Below are 24,056 nucleotides of genomic sequence, written 5' to 3' on the forward strand. Positions count from 1 at the left end.
GAACTACTTGCCCTGGAAGGCCTTGGTGGCATCAGCGACCGTATCGAAGGTGCTGAAGACTGTGTAAAGCTTGGTGATCATGAACAGGCTGTCGATCTTTTCGGAGATGTTGGCCAGGTGAAAGTCGCCACCGCTCTCCTTGACCGGCTTCAGGCTCTTGATCAGAATGCCCAGCCCGGACGAGTTCATCAACTTGACCCCGCTGAGATCAAGGACGATCTTGCGCTGGTTGGCATCGATCAGGGATTTGACCTTGTTGTAGAACACTTCAGCGTCAGGCCCGCCCATGATGTTTCCCTTGATGGTGAGAATGCTGACATCGTTCGCGGTCTCTTCGGTGATCGTCATGGCCGGCTCCTTGGTGACTACTGAGTGGGTTTGAACATATCATTGGACCCAGCAAGTGTCAATCGAAGCCCGCCGGTGGCCGAAATTGCTAGATTCCGCCCGCGACTGAGCTGACACTCGCCGGCTCCGGCCGCCCGAACCTGATCACATGGGAGACTTCATGCCCGAACTTCGCCTGGACCCGATACAGAAACGCTGGGTCATCATCGCCACCGAGCGCCAGAACCGACGCACCTGGTTCGACAAGGAACTGACCCTGCCCGGCACCCAGATCTGCCCCTTCTGCACGGGCAACGAAGCGCTCACGCCTCCGGAGATCCTGGCACACCGCAGCAGTGGCATCTCCAATGATTCAAGCTGGACGCTGCGCGTCATTCCCAACAAGTTTCCGGCCCTGCAGATCGAAGGCACCGGCGACCGGCGGGCCGACGGGATCTATGACCGAATGAATGGCATCGGCGCGCACGAGGTGGTCATCGAAAGCACCAACCACGTGCAGCACATGGCGGACATGCCTCTGGACCAGGTCGCCAGCATCTTCGAAGTCTATCGCCTGCGACTGGCCGATCTGATGAAAGACCCACGCTTCAAGTACGTGATGATCTTCAAGAATCATGGCAGCGACGCGGGCGCGAGCATCGCCCACCCGCACACCCAGATCATTGCCACACCCGTGACGCCCAAGACGGTATCGCTGGAGCTGGACAGCGCACGCGAACACTTCCACCACAAGGAACGCTGCATCTTCTGCGACATCATGGACGAGGAACTCTCGCACGGAGAACGCCTGGTATACATGAGCGACCATTTCGTGGCCCTGTGTCCCTACGCCTCACGCTTTCCCTATGAAGTCATCGTGCTGCCACGCACGCACGCCCACGACTACAGCGTGGCCCCCGACCACATCGTGCGTGATCTGGCCCACACCATGCAGGTGGTTCTGGCCAAGCTGCGCATGGCGGTGAACGATCCGCCGTTCAATTATCTCTTCCACACATCGCCCAATCCCACACACGCACGGCGACGGGCGAACTACTGGGATACGCTGGCTTTTGACTGGCACTGGCATGTGGAAGTGCTGCCGCGGCTGACCAAGACCGCCGGCTTCGAATGGGGTTCGGGCTTCTACATCAACCCCACACCGCCCGAAATGGCGGCCGACAACCTGCGCCGGGCGAAAGTCAATGTCTGACCGGAACCGACCGCTCTCGCTTCTCTTCGCCGCTTCCGAAGCCACGCCGTGGGTCAAATCGGGCGGGCTGGGTGACGTGATGGGCGCACTGCCCGCCGCGCTGGCCGACCTGGACCAGGACGTGACCCTGGTGCTGCCGCTGTACGGCAACATCGATCGCGAAGCAGCCGGCCTGAAGCCGCTGACCCGGATCACCGTGCCGTTCCTCGGAAACACCTTCCCCACCTCGGTGTACACGTGTGTGCCACACGGTGGGAGGGTGCGAGTGCTGTTTCTCGAGAACCAGTACTACTTCGAGCGTGACAGCGTGTACACCGATCTCGCCACGGGCGAGGGCTGGCACGACAACGACGAGCGTTTCTTCTTCTTTCAGCTCGCCATCGTGCAACTGCTGCTGGAAGGAGTGGTCGAGCCCGATGTGCTGGTGCTGTCCGACTGGCACACCAGCATGCTGCCGGCCCTGATCCGCATCCGCTACCGTCAGCATCCGGGCCTGCAGCAGATCAAGCTGGTGCTGGGTCTGCACAACCTGGGCTACCAGGGGGTGTTTCCCGCGGAAGCCATTGACAAGCTGGGCCTCTCCCGTGATCTGCTCTTCCCCATGGGTCCCTTCGAGTTCTATGGCAAGCTGAACTGCCTGAAGGCGGGCATCAGCATGAGCGACCGCATCATCACCGTCTCGCCGGGGTACGCCGAGGAAATCCTCGGCAGCGAGCAGGGCTGCGGACTGGACGGTGTGCTGCGCCAGCATCGCGACCGTCTGCACGGCGTGCTCAACGGCATCGATACCCAAGTCTGGAATCCGGGTGAAGACCGCTGGCTGCCCTATCCCTTCACGGCCCAGAAACTGGATCGCAAGTCGCGCAACCGCGTGGAACTGCTGCGCGAGTTCGGACTGGACCCAGAGTTTCCCGGCCCCGTGATCGGCATTGTCTCACGCCTGACCGACCAGAAGGGCATCAAGATTCTGGCGGGCTGTCTGGATCGCATCCTCAGCCGCGACCTGAAGATGGTGGTGCTGGGAAGTGGCGAGAAGGTCTTCGAACAGTTCCTGCTGGATTCGGCCAGGGCCAATCCTGGACGGCTGGGCGTGCGCATCGCCTATTCGGAGCCCCTGGCGCATCTGGTCGAAGGGGGCGCCGACATGTTCCTGATGCCCAGCCTTTACGAACCCTGCGGGCTGAACCAGATGTACTCGATGACCTACGGCACCCTGCCGATCGTGCGTCACACGGGTGGGTTGAAGAATACGGTGATCGATTTTCTCGAGAACGCCGACAAGGCCACCGGCTTTCACTTCTACAATTACAATGCAGCCGAACTGCTCGAGGCGGTGGACCTGGCGCTGGCCGCCTGGAAAAAGCCCAAAGTCTGGCGTCGCCTCCAGCGCAATGGCATGAAGCAGGACTTCAGCTGGCGCAACAGCGCGAGCGAGTATCTGCGCGTGTTCCGCGAGCTGGTCTCATAGCGCCGCAAAGCGTTCGGCCAACAACCGGAACATGACCTCGTAACGCCAGCCGCCTCCCGAATGCCCACCGTCGTATTCCTGGTGGATCACCGGAATTCCAGCCTGACGGCACCGGTGCGCGAAGACCCGTGCCCCCAGATCCGCGTGATACTCATCCCGGTTTCCCGCCTCCACATACAGAGTCTGCAGGCTGCGCAGGGCTTCGCCGTCTTCTCCAAGACGCTCCGCTGGATCCTGGGCTGCCCAGAGATCCAGCACCTCGGGGCGCAGCTCACCGGACTCGGGATCCACGGGCAGACGGAATCCATGCGGACCTTCAGGATCCGGGGAATAGCAGCTGGAAAGGGCGATCACATTCAGCAGGGTGGCCGCCTGAGCATCCAGGCGGCGCAGACCGGGAAGCGCGGCGAGGAAGGCCTCGAGCCCACCGGCCGCCTTCAGCAGCGAGGGAATCTGCGCGATCTCGCCAATGCAGGACGCGCGAAAATACAGATCGCCCGAGCCGGAGAGCGCGTGGGCGAAGAGATCCGGGTGGGCCATGGCAAGGCGCAGGGCACCGAATCCTCCTGAGGAGCGTCCCACCAGGGCGCGGGCCTCGCGCCGGGCGTCCACCGAGTAGGACTCGTCGATCATGGGAACCAGTTCCTGGATGATGTGATCCATGTAGCGCCCGGTACCCGTGGAATTCAGGTACTGGCTGCCGCCATAGCGTGTGAAGCCATCGGGACAGACCAGCACGAAGGGCGGCAGTCCTTCGGCGATCAGCCGGTCCGCCAGCTGGAACACGTTCTCCGAGAAGGCACGGAAGTCCAGCCAGCCCTCGGGCGAGCCGAACAGTCCCGCCAGGACATAGATCACGGGAAACTTCCGGCTGCGCTTGTGATACCCGGGAGGCAGATAGACCGGCACCTGGCGAAGGGTGGAGTCTCCCAGTGGATTGCCCTGCAGGACCTGGCTGCGGATCTCCTCGACCACCAGGCTGCCCTTGAGGCGGCGATTGTACAGCATCAGGCCTCCCAGACCAGGGCTGCGGCGCCCAGCACACATTCGCGGTCCCCTTCAGGAACGCGCACCAACTTGAAACTGTCGGCCATCTGGGGCATGCAACCTGCGTGCGTGATCCGCTGAAGGCCTTCCCAGAGAGGCTCGATCTTCTGGATCACCGATCCTCCGAAGGCGATCACCTCGGGATTGAGCGTATGCACCAGAGTCAGTACGGCGGTCCCCAGTGCGCGCGCGGCCTGGTCGAGCAACTGGCCGGCATGGGGATCGCCGGCTTCGGCGGCTTGTGCCACGTCCGCTGCTCCAATGCCCTTCCGGTTGAGCCGTGAGTCAGCGGGCAGCATGCCGGTCCGGCGCAGCTGCTCGGCACGCCAGGCCAGCCCGGTGCCGCTGGCGAAGGTTGTCAGACAGCCATGGTTGTGCTTGCATTCGTAGCAGAGCTCGGCGTCCATGGCCACGCTGATGTGTCCGAATTCTCCTGCCCCACCGACGGCACCGTGCACCAGATTTCCCGAGCAGATGATGCCGGCACCAATCGACGTGCTCACGGTCACGTAGACCAGATTGCGCACACCCCGACGGGGGCCGTATCGCACCTGCGCCAGCGCGGCCGCGTTGGCATCGTTGTCGGCCACCACACGCACGGCATGGCGGCGGCGTAGTTCGGTGCAGAGATCCATCTGGTTGAGGGCGGGCACGTTGAAGACCAGACCGTGTGTGCCATCCTGTGGATTCACGGGAGCCGGAATCGCCACTCCTATGGGAAGCGCCTTGCCGGCATGCGTGTTGCAAAGGGCCAGCATGCCGTCGATCTGGGAAACAAGCGCGTCGGGGGTACTGCCGGCCACGGGTTCGATCCGGTAGAATTGTTCCTTGCCCTCACGGTCGTAGACGGCCACGCGTACGTTGCTGCCCCCGATGTCGATGCCGATCGAACGATCCATGGTGCCATCCTGTCCCGATTGCGACGCACTGCGTGATCAAGTCCCCGCCAATGTAGTCCTGACCGGCTGGGAAGGCAACGCTTCCGGAAGGTCCGGGAAGGATGCGCCTGTCTCAGAATGGCAACAGGCCCCGAAGTGAATCTCCGGAGCCTGTTGAATCTCTGGATGCGGTTGCGTCAACCCAGTTCGCGCCAGCGACGGACCCGGATGGTTGCCAGCAGGAATCCGACACTGACCAGCAGTCCAACGTAAATCGATGGCTGGGTCATGAAACTCCCCAGATTGCTCACTCCAAAACTCAGAGTGTGGGCATAGCGTGTCACGCTGCCGTTCGCGAGAACGGCGACTCCCCCCGCCATCCACTCCATGATCCATTCGATGAAGCGGTCGCTGCCCAGGATGATTTTCTCGGCCAGGGCCAGCACGATGACAGGTGCCACCGCATGCAGGAAAGGACTCTTTCGCGCCCAGGCCGAGGCCAGCAGCATCCAGGTTGCCAGGGGCATGTAATAGAGCAGCAGGACGCCCCACAACTGGATGCCAGTGAGCCAGATCCGCAGCGGTTCTGCCGGACCCCACACCGATCCCCAGATGGACGCACCACAGACCAGCGCCACGACCGAGGCCAGCGACATCACCAGCAGCTGAAGGATCATGATGGCCAGCAAGGTGATCAGCGGCACCACGATCAGGCCGGTAATCAGCTTGGACAGCACCGTGTCACGGTCGGAGATCGGCAGCGATTTCCAGAAGAGCACGCTGCGATCCTTGCGTTCCTTGTACAGGCAGTCCAGCAGGTACGACACAATCAGGATCAGCATCAGAGGCAGGAACCCCGCCGCCAGGCCATGCAGCGCACCGTTGATCAGCAGGCCACGGGTGTCTTCGGGCAACCGGTCATACAGCAGCACCAGTTGCTTCACCGAGAAATCATCCGTCTTGAAACTGTAATTGTGTCCTTCACGCAGATCCATCTGAATCTGGGCACGCCCGTCCATCTGCATTCCCGTCTGCAGACGCGAGGGCAGGAAGAACATGATCAGCACACCCAGCAGGGACAACACGGTGATGAACGCGGGCACGAAGGTGAGCATGCGATGCTCCCAGAGTTCGCGCCGAATGAGCATCAGGAAGGCTTTCATGCCTGATCTCCTTTCATCAAGGCCACGAAAAGGTCGGCCACACCCGGCGTGCGCATTTCGCCCAAAGTCACCAGCTCCTCGCGGCGGCGGCCCCTGAAGAGCATCAGTCGCCTGCCGAACACTTCCTGTTCGTGAATCGGCGCCAGACTGCGGGCCACGTCGGTGCGGTCGGGGGTCACCAGCACCTCCACGAACTGTTCGGCCACATCCTCCATCGGGCAGTTCAGAATCAGCTTGCCCTTGCGAATGAAGATCAGGTCGCTGAGAATGTGTTCCACTTCTTCCACCTGGTGGGTGGTGACCAGGATCGTGCGCGTCGATTCGAAATACTCGTTCAGCAGGCGCGAGTAGAATTCCTTGCGGTACAGGATGTCCAGACCCAGAGTCGGCTCGTCCAGCACCAGCAGGCGGGCGTCGATGGCCATGGCCAGTGCCAGATGCAACTGGGTCTTCATGCCCTTCGAGAGAGTGCGGATCCTCGATTTGCGCTTGATCTCGGTGGTGGCCAGAAAACTCTCCGCTTTCTGCCGATCGAAACGAGGATGGGTCTGTGCCACGAACTCCAGTGCCTGGCTCACGCGCATCCAGCCCGGCATGACCGCCACGTCGGCGATGAAACAGACGTCGCGCATCAGGGTGTCGCGCTCGCTCATGGGATTGTGCCCCAGCACGCTCAGCTCCCCTTCGTAGGTGCTGAGACCGAGGACCGCGTTGAGCAGGGTGGTCTTGCCTGCGCCGTTCGGGCCGATCAGACCCACGATGCGCCCTTCGCCAATCTCCAGGTCCACCGAGTCCAGTGCCCGGAATTTTCCGTAGCTCTTGCCCAGCCCCTGGGCGTGGATCACGGAGCTCATCGTGCGCCTCCCTTCACTCCGGCCAGCAGGTCTTCCTGCCGCAAGCCCAACGATTCGATACGGGCCAGGATGCGCGGCCAGTCCTCGCTCAGAAAGCGCTCGCGCTCGTTGGCCAGCAGTTGCTCCCTGGCGCCTTCACGCACGAACATGCCCAGTCCACGTTTCTTCTCCACGATCTGTTCCTCCACAAGCTCCTGGTAGCCCTTCATGACGGTCAGAGGATTCAGCTGCAGTTCGGCGGCCACCTTGCGCACACCGGGCAACGCTTCTCCTTCCGCCAGCAGGCCATCCAGAATCATCTGTACCATCCGTTCCCGCAGCTGGCGGTAGATGGGCTGATCGGATTGCCACTGGATTTGCATAGGTCCGTCCTGATTTGGTGTTCTACCCAACTATAACACCAAAACGGGACTGGCGCAATGGGCCATGAAGATTTCCTGAAAAAGGACCGGCAGGTCTGTCGGGAACAAGCAGGGGGCAAATGCTATACTCGCCCGCGTTTCACTGACAAGAACACAGGACGGACACCATGCCCACCTATGAGTATCGCTGCAGCAGTTGTGGCCACCGCCTGGAAGCCTTTCAATCCATGAGCGATGCGGCCCTGACAAGTTGCCCGACCTGCCATACCGAGACTCTGGAACGACTGATCTCGGGCGGCGGCGGAATCGTCTTCAAGGGGTCCGGATTCTACCAGACCGACTACAAGAGTGGCGGGTCCAAAGCGGACAAGGACGGCTCATCCGACAGTGGCGATTCCGGCAAGTCCGGGGGCGGCTGCGGAAGTGGGTGTGCCTGCTGCTGATCCACCGCTGGCGACGCACCTTTGGCGCCCGCCACACCAAGCCACAGACGACGCTGCCGGTCCCATGACCGGCAGTTCCTTTCAAGCTGGAGCAAGGACGCCCGATGCGCGGACAACATGGACGGGAGCTGTACGACCTGGCCGAACTGTACGACGTGGCCTACGACTGGGACACCACGCGCGAGCTGGTCTTTTATCTGGAGTGTTTCGAGCAGTTTGGCGGACGCCCGCCCCAGCATGTGCTGGAACCGGCCTGCGGAACGGGTCGCAACCTGCTGGGCATGGCCCGGCTGGGGTGCCGCACCACAGGGTACGACATCAACCCCCACACGCTCGAGTATGCGCGACGCTCCCTGAGCGCGGAAGGTCTCGAAGGCTGGGCCCGCCTGCTCGAAGGCGACATGGCCAGCTTCAGGTTGCCCGAGCGCTTCGACGGCGCATTCCTGTCCATCAACAGCTTCCGCTACCTGGTGGAAGACGCGGACATCGAGTCCCACCTGCGCCACACACGGGCCATGCTGCGCAAGCGTGGTGTATACATCATTGATTTCAGCTATGGCATGCCGCCGGGCATGGCAACCATTGACTGCAGCTGGGAAAACCACCGCGGCGATCTTGAACTGAAGATTCTCTGGGAAACGGAGGAGTTTGACGCGCAGGGCATCTCACAGGAAACCTGCACGGTCACCGAAACCCGCCCCGGTCAGCCGCAACAGGTTCACCGGACCATTCACCGCACACGGCTCTGGCGCGAAGAGGCCTTTCTGGAGATGATCGATCGCTGTGGCTTCGAGCTGCGGGGCGTGCTGGACATGGATCAGGAACCCATCGCCAACGAGACCCCGCTGGACGGGCGCCTCGAGAACCTGTATCACGTGCTTCAGCGCATCGACTGAGAGTCAGAGCGCGGGGCCGGCCTTGCCCGGCATGGACCAGATTTCGCGCCCCTGCTGCAGACACTCGCGCTGCGCCAGTTCCAGCTCGTCGGTGACCAGACCGTTGACTCCGGCGCGCAGCAGCAGCCGCATGTCCTCGGGATGGTTCACGGTGTACACGTTCACCAGCAAGCCCGCGCGCTGGATCTCGGCAATCAGCGCGGGGTCGGCGAAGTCCACCGACAGGTTCACCGCACCGGCCCCCAGGCTGCGGGCGGTAGCCACCACATCATTGAGTACACCCTCGCAGAGCAGGGCCAGTGGAATCGCGGGGGCCAGTTCCGCAAAGAGGCGCAGCTCACGATGATTGAAGGAAGACACCAGCAATTGCTCGCGCCGCCAGGGGCCCGTGCTCAGGCACTCCAGCAGCATCCGTGCCACCGGAGCCGCCGTCCTGGGCCCTTTCAACTCCACGTTCAGCAGGGCTTCGCCCTTCACCAGCGCGAGCACCTCTTCAAGCAATGGAATGCGCTCTCCTCCACCCGCATCCAGGCGCCGCAGGACTTCGGGGCTGTGCTCCGCGAGCAGACCGTTGCCATCGGTGCGCCGCTCCAGACGCCGGTCGTGAAACACCAGCAGTGTATCGGCCACGGCCTGGACGTCGATTTCAAGGGCCTGGGCACCCGCCGCCAGCGAGCCCCGGATGGCCCGGAGTGTATTCTCCGGAGCACCTCCATGGGCACCCCGATGAGCAAGGATCATGCATGGGTTGTTTGACATCAGCCTCTCTTCACTGAACGGAATCCGCTGTGCGCTGCCCAAGATCGCGCCATCCCGTCAGAAAATCGTGAGCAGGTCATCGGGGTTCCAGGAGCGTGGCGATGCAGCCGGCCAACTGCGCTCCGGTGAAGGGTTTCTGCAGGAAGCGGGTCCGCGGGTCATCACCGATCTTCGACACCGCATCCTCCTCGTCGTATCCGCTCATCAGGATTGCCGGCAGTTCGGGCCGGATCGCATGGATGCGCCTGAGCACCTGGTCGCCACTCAGGCCCGGCATGCCAAGGTCCAGCAGGATCAGCGACCAGCTTGCCGGGTCCTTCTGGAAAAGGGTCCAGGCCTGGGCGCCATCTTCAGCATCCTCGACATGATGGCCCTGGCGCTCCAACTGGCGCTTGCAGATCCGGCGCGTGGCCGCCTGGTCATCCGCAAGCAGGACCCGCAGTGCACTCGAGTTGCTCCCGGAATCCCGTTGCGGCGGCAGCATGTCCGGCGATGCCTGGCCATGGGCCGGAAACATCACCTGGAAGCGAGTGCCACGGTCCGGTTGACTCTGGACACGAATCATGCCCCCATGGGATCGCATGATGCCCAGCACGGCGGACAGTCCCAGACCGCGACCGAGGATCTTGGTGGTGAAGAAGGGATCGAACAGGCGCCCAAGCGTGTCTTCGTCCATGCCGCTTCCCGTGTCGCCCACCTCCAGGCAGGCGAACTTGCCGGGCTGCGCTTCCGCCGCGAAATAGACATTCTCCAGCTCCGCCGGATCCAGCACCTGATTCCAGGTGCGTATCCGTACTTCCCCGGAGTCTTCGCCCAGAGCTTCCATGGCATTGGTCAGCAGATTCATCAGAACCTGGCGCACCTGCGCCACATCGGCATGGATCACGACGGGATCGCTGTCCAGCTCCAGCAGGAGGCGAGTTCCCGGCTTGCGCGCCGACTCGAGAATCCGGGCGATCGTGTGTACTTCCGCGCCCAGGTCCACAATGCCCAGCTGGAATTGCCCCTTGCCCGAATAGGCCAGCATCTGCCGGCAAAGATCCGCCGCATGATTGGAAGCCTGGATCACGTCCCGCAGATACAGTGCACTGGCCGATCCCGCCATCTGCTCATCGGCGGCCAGCTCGGCATTGCCCATGATGGTCTGCAACAGGTTGTTGAAATCATGGGCGATCCCGCCCGCCAGGACTCCCAGGCTTTCCAGCTTGCGGGCATGCAGCGAGCGCTCATCCTCGATGCGCAGGGCTTCTTCCCGGCTCTTGCGCTCACTGATGATGGTGGCGAAGGCGAAGATCGCGGGCTCTCCGTTGTAGCGCCCGGGGTACAGGCTGACCTCCTTGGGAAAGACACGCCCGCTGCTGTCGATGCCCCAGAACTCGAAGCGCCGGAATTCGCCATTCAGCGCAGCCATCACATGCTGGATCACGGAATTCATGTCATTCCGGCCCGGAGCGGAAATGAACTCCGGTGTCTTGCCCAGGAAGTACTCCCTGGGATAACCGTAGATCCGGACAGCCCCCATGTTCACATCCACGAAACGGCCCTGGGCGTCCTGGATGTAGATCGGGTCCGAGACACTGTTGAACAGCTCACGATAACCGGCTTCCAGGCTGGAGAGCCGTTCTTCGGAGCGGATGCGCTCGATGGCCGCTGAAATCACACCGGAGAGCAGCGCCAGCCCCGGACTGTCCAGATTGTCCCATCTGGAGATCGCCGTGCTGCGCTCGAGGCACAGCAGACCGACCACGTGCTGCTCTCGCCGCAGCGGAAGCAGGAACAGCGTGCGCACACCATGGTCGGCCAGGCGAGCCGGGAGGCTGTCCTCGGCGCCGTCATTGCCAAGATTGGCCAGCAGCACGGGCGTGCCTTCAAGGATGGGCGCGAACACGTCGTCCTGAAGCCACTCCTTCTTGAAGACCCGCGGAATCGCCAGCTCGTCTCCGCAGCACAGCTCGGGGTCACGCACGAAGTCCCCGCCCTCGTTTTCAAGATGAATTCCGGCGCGCTCCATGTCGATCGCACTGGCCAGGGTCTCCAGCGCCGAGTGCAGAGTCGAGGATGTCTCACCCGGGGGTGCCGAGAGCAGGGCTTCGGCCAGGCGGATCACGAAAATGGTGAAGTTCATCGGGTGACTCCCATGCAGGGGCCGCAGGAAAAATCCTGTCCGTGCCCGCGACATCGATCGGCTACAAGGCTTCGAAACCGCTTCCGGACAGATCCAGCGGCATCGCGTGGGCACACTCACGTGCCAGTGCGTGATTCAATTCCAGATCGCTCATGGACGGCAGGACACTGGGTCCCGGAGCCGGCAGGGACTCCAGCAGCGTCTGGATGCGCGCGGCTGACGCCCGTTCGAGTTCCAGATCCAGACGCCCTTCGGCGCGCGCACGATCGATCGCGTCGGCGGCCGCCAGAGCGCGCTCGGGATGATGGTTGTACAACAGCAGGTCCACGCCCGCGGCCAGAGCCTCCAGCTCCGGTGTCCCGGTGGGCAGCCCGGTGATCGCGGCCATTTCCATGTCGTCGCTGAAAATGATCCCGCTGAAGCCCAGTGTCTCACGCAACAGGCCGTTCAGTGTCTTGCGGGACAGGGTGGCAGGGCACCCGGGATCCAGTTCCGGATTCACCAGATGGGCACTCATCACCGACCGGCAACCGGCGGCGATGCCGGCTTCGAAAGGAGGAAGCTCGATCGCGCGCAAGCGCTCGAGCGCGTGATCCACGCGGGGCAGGCAGGCGTGGGAGTCCTGATGGGTATCTCCGTGCCCCGGGAAATGCTTGAGACAGCAGGCCAGCCCCAGAGACTGGGCCACACTCACGAACCGGGGCGTGATCCGGGCGCACTCCGCCGCGGAAGACGAGAACGCACGGGGACCGATCACGGGATTCCCGGGGTTGGAGGCCACATCGGCCACGGGTCCCAGCAGCAGATTGACGCCCAGCGCGCGCAGCTCGACTGCCATGGCGCGGGCCACAGCTTCCGCTCGGTCGGCCCATTGCACGGCCCAGGGAAAATGGGTGAAGGGGGCGGGCAGGCGATGGACGCGTCCGCCTTCGTGGTCGATGACCACCAGCTGCCGGGGCCGGCCCGACAGTTCGCGGCAGTCCTTCAACAGGGCGGTCAGTGCCTCCAGCCACTCCGGCGCGGGCACGTCGGGCACGAAATTGCGCACCCGCAGGTGAATCCCCACGGGTCGAAGGCGTCGCATCAGCTCCCGGTCTTCCGCATTCAGCTCGGCTGCCCGTGGACAAACGACGATGTGCAGGCCTGCCTGCTCCATTCTCTGCCTCCCGATTGAATTGACGCGACGCGCCAAAGTACGGTTCGGCAGGCCATTGCGAGAATCCGGGATTGATATCGGCAAATCCGTCAGCACCTTCCGGCTTTGTTTTTATTCACGCTTCGCGAACCGATACTCTCGCCGACAGCGACCGGATTCCATCCGGCGAACCGGAATCGGCCCTGCAATCAGGATTCCACCATGTTTCATCGCCCCCACACGACTTCGCGACCCGCAACCTGGCCCTGGGTGATTCTGGCTTTCGTGGCCAACCTTCGGATTCCCATTCCGGGCATCCGTTCCGCCCTGGGTTGCGGCGTTCTTGGCCTGATCTACGCCAAGCGCACCGAGCGCCTGGGAAGCGTGGCCGTGCGTCTGCTGCGCGCGCTGGAGTACCGGGGCTACGACTCCACCGGAGGCGCGTTTCAGGACGGCACTGAGGTGACCCTGCTGAAAGCGCCGGGTGCCCCGTCGAAGATCTGCGGCCCGCTGGGCATGCAGGCCCAGGCCGGGCGCATCTTCTGCGGCCAGGTGCGCTGGGCCACCTACGGTGCCGTCGATCAGGCCAACAGCCAACCCCACGACGTGCACTGTCATACGCACATCTATGGTGCGCACAACGGCAACATCAGCAACTCGCCCAGACTCAAGCACTGGCTGAAGGAGCAGGGCCACGAGGTGCTCTCCGACAATGACGGAGAAATGCTGGTGCACACGGTGGAGCACTTCTTCAGCGAGGCGGTCGCCGGTGGACGCTTCCCCGATGAGAATGCCGCCATGCGACACGCCATCGTGCTGGCCTGTGAAGTGCTGACCGGCTCCTACGCGGCCATCATCGTGAACCCGCGCACCGAGACGGTCTGGGCGATCAAGCGGGGCAGCAGCCTCTACGTGGGCATTGGCAGCGAAGGCGAGAATCGGGACGGCAATGCCTTCATCCTGGCCAGTTCCGACCTGACCGCCGTGCTGCGCATGACACGCCTGCTGCTGCCGATCCGCGAGGGGCAGTTCGTGGAGTTCACGGCCGACTCGTATACGGTGTTCGCCGCCGGAGATCAGCCCGCACGCGAAGGGCAACAGCCATCTTCCAGAGTGCGCGCCGGCAGCGAAATCGCCATGACTCCGCGTTTCAGCAATCTGCAGGTGGACGAGATCGGTCTGCGCGACGGGTTCCAGTACTTCATGGAACAGGAAATCGTAGACGAAATCGACAGCGCACGCCGCCTGGTACGCTTCTTCACCTTCGGCAGCGGGCGGCTGCGCCAGTACCGCCTGGCCAGCGAAAGCCACCAGACCATGCAACCCGAGTCCGAGAAGGGCATCGGCGACCTGATGCTGTGTGACAGCACCGATGCCCTGATGCAGGCCTGTGGGGCACTGTTTGACGACGATCCGCTCTGGGAGAATTTCCAGAGTCTGCCTGCGGGCATCTGGAAGGACGAAACCTTCTACAGCGACAGCGCACCGCTGCTGCGCTGGGCCTGGGAACGTCACGCCGAGCACCCCCGGCGCGATCTGCTGAAACTGGCCGATCTGTATCTCGAGAACGACGAGATCAACGACCTCAACACCAAACTGATGCAGTTCGTCCAGGAAGCCCTCGCCTGTCATCGCCGTGGGGGCCAGATCTACGCGGTCAGTTCGGGCACCAGCTACAACGCGGCCCGCACCGGAGCGCTGTTCTTCAATGATCTGTGCGGAGTCAAGTTCATTCCGCTGCTGCCCGGTGAATATCGCAGCCAGTTCAACCACTGCATCACCGAGCGCGATCTGCTGCTGACCATTTCCCAGAGCGGCGAGACCAAGGACGTGATCGACGTGGTCAACGACCTCAAGACCAAATGCCCGCGCCTGCATCACATTTCGCTGGTCAACAACATGAATTCCACCCTGGCCCAGGAGAAGGCCGACCTGGCGATTCCCCTGCGCTGCGGACCGGAAATCGCGGTGCCCGCCACCAAGAGCTACATCAACCAGAACACCATGCTGCTGGGAATGGCCAAGTACCTGAGTGCCGCGCTGGGCGGCCGGGGCGGGCGCGGACTGCATGGCAGCGTGGATCACGAATCGCGGCTGGACCCGATTCCCGACCTGCTGCACCAGACGCTCAAGACAACCGGCGACGCGGTCAGCGAGATCGCCGGACTGCTGTATCTGGTGCCCAGCCTGCACATTCTGGGCACGCGCATGTGGGGCGTGGCGCGCGAGGGAGCACTCAAGATCCGCGAAGTGGTGCTGAATCATGCCGAAGGCATCTCGACCACGGAATTCAAGCACGGGCCCAACACCATCCTTGGACTGAACAATTCCTACGGCCTGGACCAGATGCAGAACTGGACTCGTACCCTGCTCTCCAGTCTGGCCAGCATGGAAGGCTGGGAGAAGCTGGACAGCAACCAGCGCCGGGCCCAGTTGCTGGCCTTTGGTGACAGCCTGTTCACCGGAGATATTCTGTCACGCAGTCCGCGGGTGGCCGAGGAACTGCATGCCAGTCTCTACAAGGATTATCCGCTGATCTACATCACCGGTCCCGGTCAGCGGGATGTGGACCTGACCATCACCCAGATCAACACCCACAAGATCCGGGGTGCCATGACCATCGTGATCGCCGAGCCCAACGAGGACCTGCGCCGCGCCGCGCTGGACGCCCCGGGCGGCAACCCGAACTATGTGGGACGTTTCGTTGCCCTGCCCCCAACGGGCGACCTGCTGTACACCACCTTCAGCTCGATTCTGGTGCTGCAGCGTCTGGCCTACGAGATGTGCCTGATGAAGATGGCCTGGCTGGAGCGCATGGGCTTCCGCAACCACGGTGTGCATCCCGATTCTCCCAAGAACGTCTCCAAGAGCATCACGGTGGACTGAGATGCACCCAACAGCCCCAAAACACGGGCGCCCCATCCTTGCGGATGGGGCGCCCGTTTGTCCAGGGGACGTGAATCAGGTCTACTTCAGCAGCACCATCTTGCGGGTGTCCTGGAAGCCGTCGGCGCTCAGGGTGTAGAAGTATACACCGCTGCTCAGGCCCGAGGCGTCAAAGGTCACACTGTGCGCACCGGCACTCTGGATACCGTTGACCAGCAGGGCCACCTGACGACCGGCCAGGTCATGCACGGCCAGGGTCATCTCGGCAGTCTGGGCCAGGGTGAAATCGATGGTGGTGGTGGGGTTGAAGGGGTTGGGGTAGTTGGCATTCAGCGAGAAGCTGCCCACCAGGTCGATGGCGTCGGCCACGTTGCAGCTGACCACATCACCGGCTTCCGTCGGGAAGATGGTGTAGGCTCCGAAGCTGTAGTACTGGATGCCGGTCAGGGTGTAGCAGTCGTCCAGCATGGGCGCAGGGTCAATGGTGAAGAAATCCACATCGGCCTGGATCTCGCCGCTGCCATCGGCCAGCATGAACTCACCGAAGTTGTTCTGCTCGGCGGTGACGGTCAGGGCAGCCACGGTGACCAGCATCGACTCATAATCCTCGGTCGCGGCGGTGGCCGCATCCAGCAGCACCGGGGCGTAGGGGAGACCACTTCCCAGCACGGTGACGACGGGGTTGTTGGTCATCTCGGTCAGGTTGAAGTACTCGTCCACCAGGCCACAGACTTCGACCAGGTCGCCCACCAGCACGGTGGGGGCGGTGCCGGTGAAGACGGTGAGACCGCTGCGGACGGCGGTGCCGTCCTGAATGAAGAATCGGTCGGCCACGACGCGCTGGACGATGCCTTCGGTGCAGACGGTGGCGTTTTCATAGGGCGACACATCGGTGGCACCCTGGATCTGCGGAATGGTCAGATGGCAATCCACGGTGTAGCTCAACACGGGCGAGGAACCCTGACCCATGGCGTCGTCGGTTCCCACGACCTGGTAGTACACCACGGTGCAGGCGTTCAGGTCGGGAATCTGGACCATGGTCTGCCAGGCGTCGCCACCGATGCTCTGCATGGCAATCACATTGGTCAGCGCATTCGAGGCCAGACCCCAGTGCAGCTCGGCCATCAGGACCGTGCCGTCCACATCGATGATGTCGGCAACCACGTCCACGGGATCATCCTCGGTGGGAACGGCGGGAATGGTGGCCACGTTGCTCACTTCGGGGTTCACGTTGCCCGCGCAACCGATGGAGCCATGCATGCCCAGGTCGGCACTGTCGTTCTGGGGAAACACATCCCACTCCAGTTCGCCGGAACCCGGCCAGACGCAATTGCCGTCAACGATGCCGGCCATGCGGCGCAGAGTGTATTCGGCGGTAGCGCCGGAGCCCACGGTCCAGGCCGCACCGGGATCCACGCCCAGCTCACCGATCGTGTCCACGCAGATGGTGTCGGTGCCGACGACCTCGTACAGTCCCAGACGGTCATCGCCATTGTAGAAGGTCAGCCCGCTGGTGGCATCGGCTTCTGCCAGAATGGCCGCATTGGCACTGGAGTTGGCAATCACGAACACGCAACCCGAACCCAGGGTGCCCGTGAAGGAGAAGCGGTTGGCCCAAGGGTTGGCATCCCCGTTGTTGGAACGGGTCATCACGTAGTTGGCCAGATTGATGGAAGCGCCGCTGCCATTGTAGATCTCGACAGCCTTGTTGTTGCTGCTGCCTTCGATGTACTCGCTGTAGAACACTCCGGCGGCCAGCGCCTGGCCGGCGATCGCCAGTCCGAGCAGTGTACCCAAAAGATTTCGACTCGTCATGAGGGGATTCCTTCCACGATGTGGGCAAGGGCCAATACAGCACGCATGGCAGCATTGAGGCCTGACCCGGTTTCAAGACTGCTGAAGTTTCCAGTTCAGGAAGCACGTGCCCGCGGGGCGCGGGTTGGCTTCAGGGCGAGCTGACCCTTGCAAAGCCTGTGCCTTTATATGTGAGGAAGGGATTCCTGACCCAGCCCTGACCGCCGCCTCATGCAGGTCGGCAAAGCACCTATTTCTGCAAGATTTATCAGAGCGCCGGGTCAGACCAGCATGAGCCTTCTCGGGGGAGACAGAAACGTGGGCGGTCGGGGCCGTTCAAAATGCGTCATCAAGCGCCCGACCTTGGGCAACGAGAATGGCCCCTCACGGGGCCATTTCCACAGAATTCAAGTCACCTGGAGGCTGTTCAGCCACGCGACATGCGATCGCCGTTCGCGTCATCGCCAAACTGCACCGGATCTTCGCCGGGCTTGAAATCACAGAACTGGTCGTGACCCTGGTCGCGAATCTCGCCCTTCTGCCCATAACAATAGGGGCAGCGTTCGTGTTCCTTGATGCTCAGGGGCTTCTGCAGACGATGACAGAAGACGGTCAGGGACTTGGGGTCCAAGGGGCTCATGATGCGTTCCTTTCCGGGCATGCTGACGGGCCGCAACATTCCTTTCCGTTGCCTGCATTGCCATGAGCAGGGTCAAGATCCGGGCCGGCATTTTCCCATGGGCCAAGGGTCAGGCACTGTTCCCGGCTTTGAATTTTCCCGGATTGAATTCGTCACCAGTGAATCTGTCGTCAAATCCGCCTTGGCAAGGTGCCGATCAACTGCACTGGATCGCCCCCCGGCGCTGGACGTGCCAAAGGGTCGATTCTGCCTGAATCTGGTTGCTTCAGCCCGGGCACTGGCCCGCAGATCGGTATCCGCAGGAAAGGTTCCGTCCCGATGAAAATCCCCTACGCCAAGCATCTGCTCGCCGTATACATCCTGATTGAAATCACCGCGATTCACCTGCTGAATACCGAGCTGGACACGCGAACGGAGGAGTACACCCTTCGCAAGTCCCAGGAACTTCAACTGGCGATCCAGGCCATCGACAACGGTTGGCAGATGGTGAGCAATGTGGTCCACGGCGATCTCAGCTACAACCGGGAATTCCTGCACCAGCTCGAGCTGGCCGGTGCCAACCCTCAGGAGAATCTGGCCTCGGCCCATGACTGGATCCAGCGGGAACTGTCTCACAGTTATGAGCTGCTGAAGAAACAGAACATCAGCGAGATGCGGATCTTTCTGCCGGATGGCCGCCTGCTGATCAATTTCGACCACCCGGAGATCTACGATGACGGCCTGAGCAGTGACTTCATGAGACACCTGACTCCGGAACAACGGGGACTGAGTCGCTATGGTTTCGAACGCGGACAGCACGGCTGTGGCAGCAAGTACTACTTCAACATCCACGACGGCGATCGCCTGCTGGGATACATGGACACGGGAGCCAGTTTCAAGGCATACCGCGGCGAACTGGACAAGCTGTTCACCAGTGAGTACGCCCTGCTGCTCGAGAAGAATCCGGCCAAGGACCTGGCATCCGAATTCCTGATGGGCACACAGATCAGTTCGCGCTTCTGGGTCGAGCGACACGCGGCCACCAATGTCCAGGGTGGGCGCCGCGATGAGAATGTGCTGGCCCCCACGGTCAACATCATCGAACGCAAGCTCCAGGGCGCCATCGACGAGCGACTGATGGGATTCACCCCCTTCGCACTCTTCGTGAATGCCGAGGGACAGGACTATCTGAACACCTTCGTGCCCGTGGCCAACATGGACGGCAACCAGCGAGCCTGGTTGATGTCGATCCAGGCCGACGACACACTGCGGGGCTTCCACTACGACTTCAGCAAGATCCTCACCGGGCTGACCCTGCTCTCGACCATCCTGCTGGTGGTGGTGCTGATCTTCGTGCGTTTCCGCACCAAGGCCTACCTGCGCAGCGAAGGCATCCAGCGACGCCTCAAGACCATTCTCGACAGCATGTCGGAAGGGCTGCTGGTACTGGATCGTGATCGCAAGGTGATGATGACCAACCCGGCCGCCTGTGAAATGCTGTACGGCACGGAAGAACAATTGATCGGGCTGGACCTGGGCATCCTCTGTGCTCGCCCGTTGACCAACGGTGTGAGCAGTGAAACGACCTTCCGACGACTGGATGGCTCGATGATTCCGGTGGAGGCGAACCGCAGCGCGATCGGCACCACCTGGGGAAGCACCAACAGCAGCCTGCTGACCTTCCGCAACATCACCGAGCGCAAGGGTTTCGAAGAGGAATTGATACAGGCCCGTGATGCCGCCGAAAGCGCCGCCAAGGCCAAGTCCAGTTTCCTGGCAGCCATGAGTCACGAAATCCGCACTCCCATGAACGGTGTGATCGGAATGACCAGCCTGCTGGGAACCACCCGGATGAGTCCGGAACAGGAAGAGTACGTGAACACCATCCGGGTCAGTGGGGAAAGCCTGCTGGTGGTGATCAATGACATCCTCGATTTCTCGAAGATCGAATCGGGCAAGATGGACCTGGAAGACCAGCCCTTCAACCTGCGCGAGTGCATCGAGGACTGCATTGACCTGCTGGCACACAAGGCCGGCGAGAAGAATCTTGAACTGCTTTACATGATCGACCCGGAAGTACCTGCCGCAATCCATGGTGACACGACCCGCCTGCGCCAGATCCTGGTGAACCTGATGAGCAATGCGGTCAAGTTCACCTATGAAGGCGAAGTGCTGGTGTCGGTGCGCAGCACGAAGCTTGAAGGTGGCACGCTGGAACTGGAATTCTCGGTGTCCGACACGGGCATCGGCATTCCCGAGGAGCGCCAGAGCGCACTCTTCGAGGTCTTCTCACAGGTCGACAGCAGCACGACCCGTCGCTTCGGCGGCACCGGGCTGGGTCTGGCGATCAGCAAGCGCCTGAGCGAGATGATGGGCGGACAGATCTGGGTCAAGAGCTCGGACGGTGAAGGTTCCACCTTCTACTTCACGATCCGTACACGGGCCGCGATGCTCGAGGATCGGGAAGAATTCGTGTCACTGGAAGGCATACGCGCGCTGATCGTGGATGACAACACCACCAATCTGCGCATTCTGTCGCTGCAGTGCAGCAACTGGAAGATCGAGTGCATGGCGGTCAACAGCGGGGAAGCCGCGCTGAACACACTGGCTGCCGGCAATCGGTTTGACGTGGCCATCCTGGACATGCAGATGCCCGGCATGGATGGTCTTGAACTGGCGCGCAGGATCCGGGAGCTGGAGACGGGCAGCAATCTGCCGCTGATCATGCTCAGTTCGGCGGGGCGCCCCGATGACGAAGACATCGACCAGCTCTTCTCCTGCTGGCTGAACAAGCCCCTGCGTCACAACGTGATGCACAAGAACCTGGTGCGCACCCTCAAGGATGTGGAAACCGGCTCTCGCACGGGCCTTTCGAAACCGAGCGTGAAACTGGACTCGAAACTCTCGGAACGTCTGCCCCTGCGAATCCTGCTGGCGGAAGACAATCCGGTGAACCAGTTGCTGGCCCAGCGGGTGCTGGCGAAAATGGGCTACTCGATTGACATCGCGGGCAATGGACTGGAGGCGGTGGAAGCCGTTCAGCGCCAGAATTATGACGTGATCTTCATGGACGTGCAGATGCCCGAGATGGATGGGCTGGAGGCCACTTCCCGGATCCTTCATCACTTCGGTCCGGATCTGCGTCCCACGATCATCGCCATGACGGCCAACGCCATGAGCGGGGATCGCGAGATCTGCCTCGATGCGGGAATGGACGATTATCTGAGCAAGCCGATCGTGCTCGAGCAGGTCCAGCAGAAACTGGAGTTCTGGGCCACACAACGTCTGCCGGTGAGCGGGTAGCGCACCCCTGCGGACCATCGGCCATCCGGCGGCTGCAGGCTTCGGTGACGGCGTTGCTCGTAGCTTGCGCCTTTACGGACGGGTCACCATCTTCGCCCTCGGTTCCACATGCGACTGGAATCAACCGGCAACAGTGCCAGGGGGACCATGATGGAAAGTTACCGGGGTGCCACCTTCCACCGTGTGGACGTCAGCCAGCGCAAGGACGGTGTTCTGCTCTCGCTGACCGCAAGGACTCCCGATGGCGTATCGCTGGACATCACGGTGCTCGGCGAAAATCTTTCCAACTGCAAGCAGGAAGTGCGGGACATCGTGGACCGTTACCTGGACAGCAGCGAACGCGAATCCCTGGCTGCGCAGCTGCGAGTGGGTGAACGTGTCTCCGCTCTGGGGGAGCGGGCTCCGGAACTGGTGGACCTGTGCCTGAAAGCGGCCGCCAGCCGCACTCTGGGTCTGGACGCCGCGGTCAGCCGTGCTCTCGAATTGCTTGAAGGCGGTGCCGGTACCGAGCTGGTCCAGCTGCAGTTGAGCGGCGAGTGGGGGCTGGTGCCTTCCGCCTGAGCATTCAGGGCTTGCCGTACCACAGCGCCAGCAGACGCGTGGCCTTCTCCACGGTCACCACGACCGGAACTCCCAGCTGATCCAGATGCCTGCGCAGGGGGTGATAATTCTCGCCTCCGTCCACCGCCACCACCATCGGTTTGCGGGAACCATGAAAGACCCGTGCAATGCCAGCCGCCACCGCATCCGGGGCCGTCAGGTCCTCGGCGTGTCCCGCGCCGGCAGCCAGGGAGTGCAGCGCCGGAGTCATGGGCACACAGCCCACGACCAGCGCGTCCACTTCCTCCGCATCCGCCAGGCTGCCAACCACATCACCGAACACGGCGTCGTTGGCCATGGGGGTCAGATCCAGAGGATTGTGCAGGTCCACGATGCGCTCGACGCGCGCCTTCTCCAGAAATGTCTGCAGGCGACTCTCCGTTTGGGGTGTGAAGCTGGCCAGTTCCAGCCCACCCAGATTGTCGGCAATGGCCACGCACTCGAATCCCGCATTGGAAATCGCACCTACCCTGCCCTGACCCGGACGACGGCCGACAAGTTGGGTGCAGAGCTTGAGCAGCTCTCCGAACTCGTCCAGTGAATCGCAGACAAGGGCTCCCGCCTGACGAGCCAGATTCTGGATCACAAGGTGATCACCGGCCACGCTTGCCGTATGACTTGCGCTGGCCTGGGCTCCGGCGCTGGTCCTGCCGGCCACGTAGAGCAGGACTCGCCGACCACTGTCCGTGATGCGACGGGTCCATTCCACGAAACGGCTGCCGTCGCCGGGCTTGAAGCCTTCCATGTAGACGGCGACCAGCTCAAGTTCCGTGTCCTCCGCGAAGTACTCGAGATAGTCCGCGGCGCTCAGGTCGGTCTGGTTGCCGATCGAGAGCGCATACCGCGGGCTCAGGCTGCCCAGCCGGTCCAGGGCCGAGACGAGAAACGCTCCGCTCTGGGAGATGAGCGCGATGGGCGCTCCGGGCAGCACCGGTGCGGGCAGTTTGTGATCGGGTATGAACAGCGTATCCACCCGCCCGGGCAGGGAGCGAAACCCCACGCAATTGGCTCCGTTGAGCACCGGACCACCGCCGGGAGTCGCTCGCGAAGCCGCCAGGGCGGCATGCATGCTCTGCAGCGCGGGAGCACCTCCGGCTTTCTCTTCCATGCCGCCGGGAATCAGCACAAGACTGCGGGCCTTGCCCGTGGTGGCCGCCTCCTCCACGAGAGCGGGCACCTGATCGGCGCTGATGCTGCAGACCAGCAGGTCCACCGGCTGCTCCAGAGCCGCCAGCCCGGGCACGCAACGGCAGCCCGCCAGTTCCGTTTCACCCGCTTTGAGAATGGTGATGCGTTCCGCCGGAAAGCCCAGCTTCTTCAGGTTTTCCACCATGATCCGGCCAGGGTTCATCGCCTGTGAGACACCAATCACGGCCACGCTGTCGGGCAGCAGCAGGTTGCGGATGCGGGCAATCGGGCGCGGCAGTGCCGGCGTGGGGCGGGGATTCCAGTCCAGGGTCGCCAGGGCATCCAGTGCGATCAGGCGATTGCCGGAGAGCACGAATGGATTCACTTCCAGATCACGGATGTTGCTGTCATCCAGATCACGAGCAAGCTGAAGGAATGCGGCCAGCGTGCGGGACAGCAGTTCCGGATCCACCAGTGGTGCCTGTCCGCGCTGTGGGCGGGTCAGGAAACGGGTGAATGGGTTGGCATCCAGCAGCTCGAGTGGACCGGCCGCCGGGGTGCTGGCGGGATGGAACACGGCGGGCACCTGCCCCCGCATCATGTGTGCCAGAGCTTCCGAATGAATTCCGCCCGGCCCCAGCACGACCACATTCCCGAATTCGGGGGTGCGGCGGATTCCCACCAGCAGCTCGGCGCCGAACTCTCCCCGGAATGGCACACACTCGTGGAGCCCGAATCCGCGCAGGTCCATGTGCGCCAGTCGGCCTTCCAGCTCCTGCATCACGGGCACGATGTCCTCGACGGTCTTCGGCAACAGTCGCACTCCGCCCAGATCACTCTTGTGCAGGATCTGCGGGGACTCGACCTTCAGCACGATGCGTTCGCCGGGCAATGTCCGCAACTGTTCAGGTGTGGGGCGCTGTCCGAGCGCCAGATGTATCCTGCGTGGCACATCCAGACCCACGGATGCCAGCAGGTCCAGTCCTTCCGGCTCCAGCAGCACCGATCGATTCTCGTCTCGGGCGGTCCGGCACAGGTCATGCAGAAGACTCACGG

The 24,056-nt window shown here is 62.5% G+C and carries 19 protein-coding genes; 7 read left to right on the forward strand and 12 right to left on the reverse strand.

What is annotated here, in order from left to right; genetic code table 11:
* Positions 1 to 3: 3 nt before the first annotated feature.
* The gene (locus H6678_03885) at positions 4 to 348 is read right to left on the reverse strand and encodes an STAS domain-containing protein (protein MCB9472935.1); all 345 of its coding nucleotides are present in this window, start codon (positions 346 to 348) and stop codon (positions 4 to 6) included.
* Between the two features lie 160 nt (positions 349 to 508).
* On the opposite strand from H6678_03885, the gene galT reads away from it, so the two are divergent.
* Positions 509 to 1,540, forward strand: a complete 1,032-nt coding sequence (gene galT / locus H6678_03890; GenBank protein MCB9472936.1) for a galactose-1-phosphate uridylyltransferase — start codon at positions 509 to 511, stop codon at positions 1,538 to 1,540.
* Positions 1,533 to 3,008 (forward strand): glycogen synthase GlgA, encoded by a 1,476-nt coding sequence (gene glgA / locus H6678_03895; protein ID MCB9472937.1) that lies wholly within the window; start codon positions 1,533 to 1,535, stop codon positions 3,006 to 3,008. The genes galT and glgA overlap by 8 nt, the downstream gene beginning before the upstream one ends.
* Here the strand turns inward: glgA and H6678_03900 are convergent.
* From H6678_03900 to H6678_03920, 5 genes are all read right to left on the reverse strand, one after another.
* Positions 3,003 to 4,016: an esterase gene (locus tag H6678_03900; GenBank protein ID MCB9472938.1), complete on the reverse strand. Its 1,014-nt coding sequence runs from the start codon at positions 4,014 to 4,016 to the stop codon at positions 3,003 to 3,005. The genes glgA and H6678_03900 overlap by 6 nt on opposite strands.
* A complete protein-coding gene (locus H6678_03905; GenBank protein MCB9472939.1) occupies positions 4,016 to 4,954 on the reverse strand; it encodes an ROK family protein in 939 nt (312 codons plus the stop codon). Before H6678_03905 ends, H6678_03900 begins: the two co-directional genes overlap by 1 nt.
* A gap of 176 nt (positions 4,955 to 5,130) precedes the next feature.
* Complete coding sequence (locus H6678_03910) at positions 5,131 to 6,096, reverse strand: ABC-2 transporter permease (protein ID MCB9472940.1); 966 nt, start codon at positions 6,094 to 6,096, stop codon at positions 5,131 to 5,133.
* Positions 6,093 to 6,950 carry an ABC transporter ATP-binding protein gene (locus H6678_03915; protein ID MCB9472941.1) on the reverse strand — a complete coding sequence of 286 codons (858 nt, stop codon included), beginning with the start codon at positions 6,948 to 6,950 and terminating at the stop codon, positions 6,093 to 6,095. The genes H6678_03910 and H6678_03915 overlap by 4 nt, the downstream gene beginning before the upstream one ends.
* Positions 6,947 to 7,312 carry a GntR family transcriptional regulator gene (locus tag H6678_03920; GenBank protein MCB9472942.1) on the reverse strand — a complete coding sequence of 122 codons (366 nt, stop codon included), beginning with the start codon at positions 7,310 to 7,312 and terminating at the stop codon, positions 6,947 to 6,949. Before H6678_03920 ends, H6678_03915 begins: the two co-directional genes overlap by 4 nt.
* 167 nt (positions 7,313 to 7,479) lie before the next feature.
* On the opposite strand from H6678_03920, the gene H6678_03925 reads away from it, so the two are divergent.
* Positions 7,480 to 7,755, forward strand: a complete 276-nt coding sequence (locus tag H6678_03925) for a zinc ribbon domain-containing protein (protein ID MCB9472943.1) — start codon at positions 7,480 to 7,482, stop codon at positions 7,753 to 7,755.
* Positions 7,756 to 7,859: 104 nt separating this feature from the next.
* Positions 7,860 to 8,651, forward strand: a complete 792-nt coding sequence (locus H6678_03930; GenBank protein MCB9472944.1) for a class I SAM-dependent methyltransferase — start codon at positions 7,860 to 7,862, stop codon at positions 8,649 to 8,651.
* Between the two features lie 3 nt (positions 8,652 to 8,654).
* On the opposite strand, the gene H6678_03935 is transcribed toward H6678_03930, so the two are convergent.
* From H6678_03935 to H6678_03945, 3 genes are all read right to left on the reverse strand, one after another.
* Complete coding sequence (locus tag H6678_03935) at positions 8,655 to 9,410, reverse strand: glycerophosphodiester phosphodiesterase (GenBank protein MCB9472945.1); 756 nt, start codon at positions 9,408 to 9,410, stop codon at positions 8,655 to 8,657.
* Between the two features lie 76 nt (positions 9,411 to 9,486).
* A complete protein-coding gene (locus H6678_03940; protein MCB9472946.1) occupies positions 9,487 to 11,535 on the reverse strand; it encodes a response regulator in 2,049 nt (682 codons plus the stop codon).
* A gap of 61 nt (positions 11,536 to 11,596) precedes the next feature.
* A complete protein-coding gene (locus tag H6678_03945) occupies positions 11,597 to 12,691 on the reverse strand; it encodes a glycoside hydrolase family 3 protein (protein MCB9472947.1) in 1,095 nt (364 codons plus the stop codon).
* Between the two features lie 201 nt (positions 12,692 to 12,892).
* On the opposite strand from H6678_03945, the gene H6678_03950 reads away from it, so the two are divergent.
* Positions 12,893 to 15,556, forward strand: coding sequence for an SIS domain-containing protein (locus tag H6678_03950; protein ID MCB9472948.1), 2,664 nt, complete (start codon positions 12,893 to 12,895; stop codon positions 15,554 to 15,556).
* An 81-nt stretch (positions 15,557 to 15,637) separates the two neighbouring features.
* Here the strand turns inward: H6678_03950 and H6678_03955 are convergent, their stop codons facing one another.
* Positions 15,638 to 17,371, reverse strand: coding sequence for a T9SS type A sorting domain-containing protein (locus H6678_03955; protein ID MCB9472949.1), 1,734 nt, complete (start codon positions 17,369 to 17,371; stop codon positions 15,638 to 15,640).
* A 406-nt stretch (positions 17,372 to 17,777) separates the two neighbouring features.
* On the reverse strand, positions 17,778 to 17,990 hold the full coding sequence (locus H6678_03960; protein ID MCB9472950.1) for a hypothetical protein: 213 nt from the start codon (positions 17,988 to 17,990) through the stop codon (positions 17,778 to 17,780).
* A 318-nt stretch (positions 17,991 to 18,308) separates the two neighbouring features.
* Here H6678_03960 and H6678_03965 point away from each other — a divergent pair, with 318 nt between their 5' ends.
* Together H6678_03965 and H6678_03970 are read left to right on the forward strand one after the other, a co-directional pair.
* Positions 18,309 to 21,272, forward strand: coding sequence for a response regulator (locus H6678_03965; protein ID MCB9472951.1), 2,964 nt, complete (start codon positions 18,309 to 18,311; stop codon positions 21,270 to 21,272).
* A 147-nt stretch (positions 21,273 to 21,419) separates the two neighbouring features.
* Positions 21,420 to 21,833: a hypothetical protein gene (locus tag H6678_03970; GenBank protein MCB9472952.1), complete on the forward strand. Its 414-nt coding sequence runs from the start codon at positions 21,420 to 21,422 to the stop codon at positions 21,831 to 21,833.
* Positions 21,834 to 21,837: 4 nt separating this feature from the next.
* Here the strand turns inward: H6678_03970 and H6678_03975 are convergent, their stop codons facing one another.
* Positions 21,838 to 24,054 carry an acetate--CoA ligase family protein gene (locus H6678_03975; GenBank protein MCB9472953.1) on the reverse strand — a complete coding sequence of 739 codons (2,217 nt, stop codon included), beginning with the start codon at positions 24,052 to 24,054 and terminating at the stop codon, positions 21,838 to 21,840.
* Positions 24,055 to 24,056: the final 2 nt, after the last annotated feature.

It is taken from the genome of Candidatus Delongbacteria bacterium, assembly GCA_020634015.1.
Lineage (GTDB): Bacteria > CAIWAD01 > CAIWAD01 > CAIWAD01 > CAIWAD01 > JACKCN01.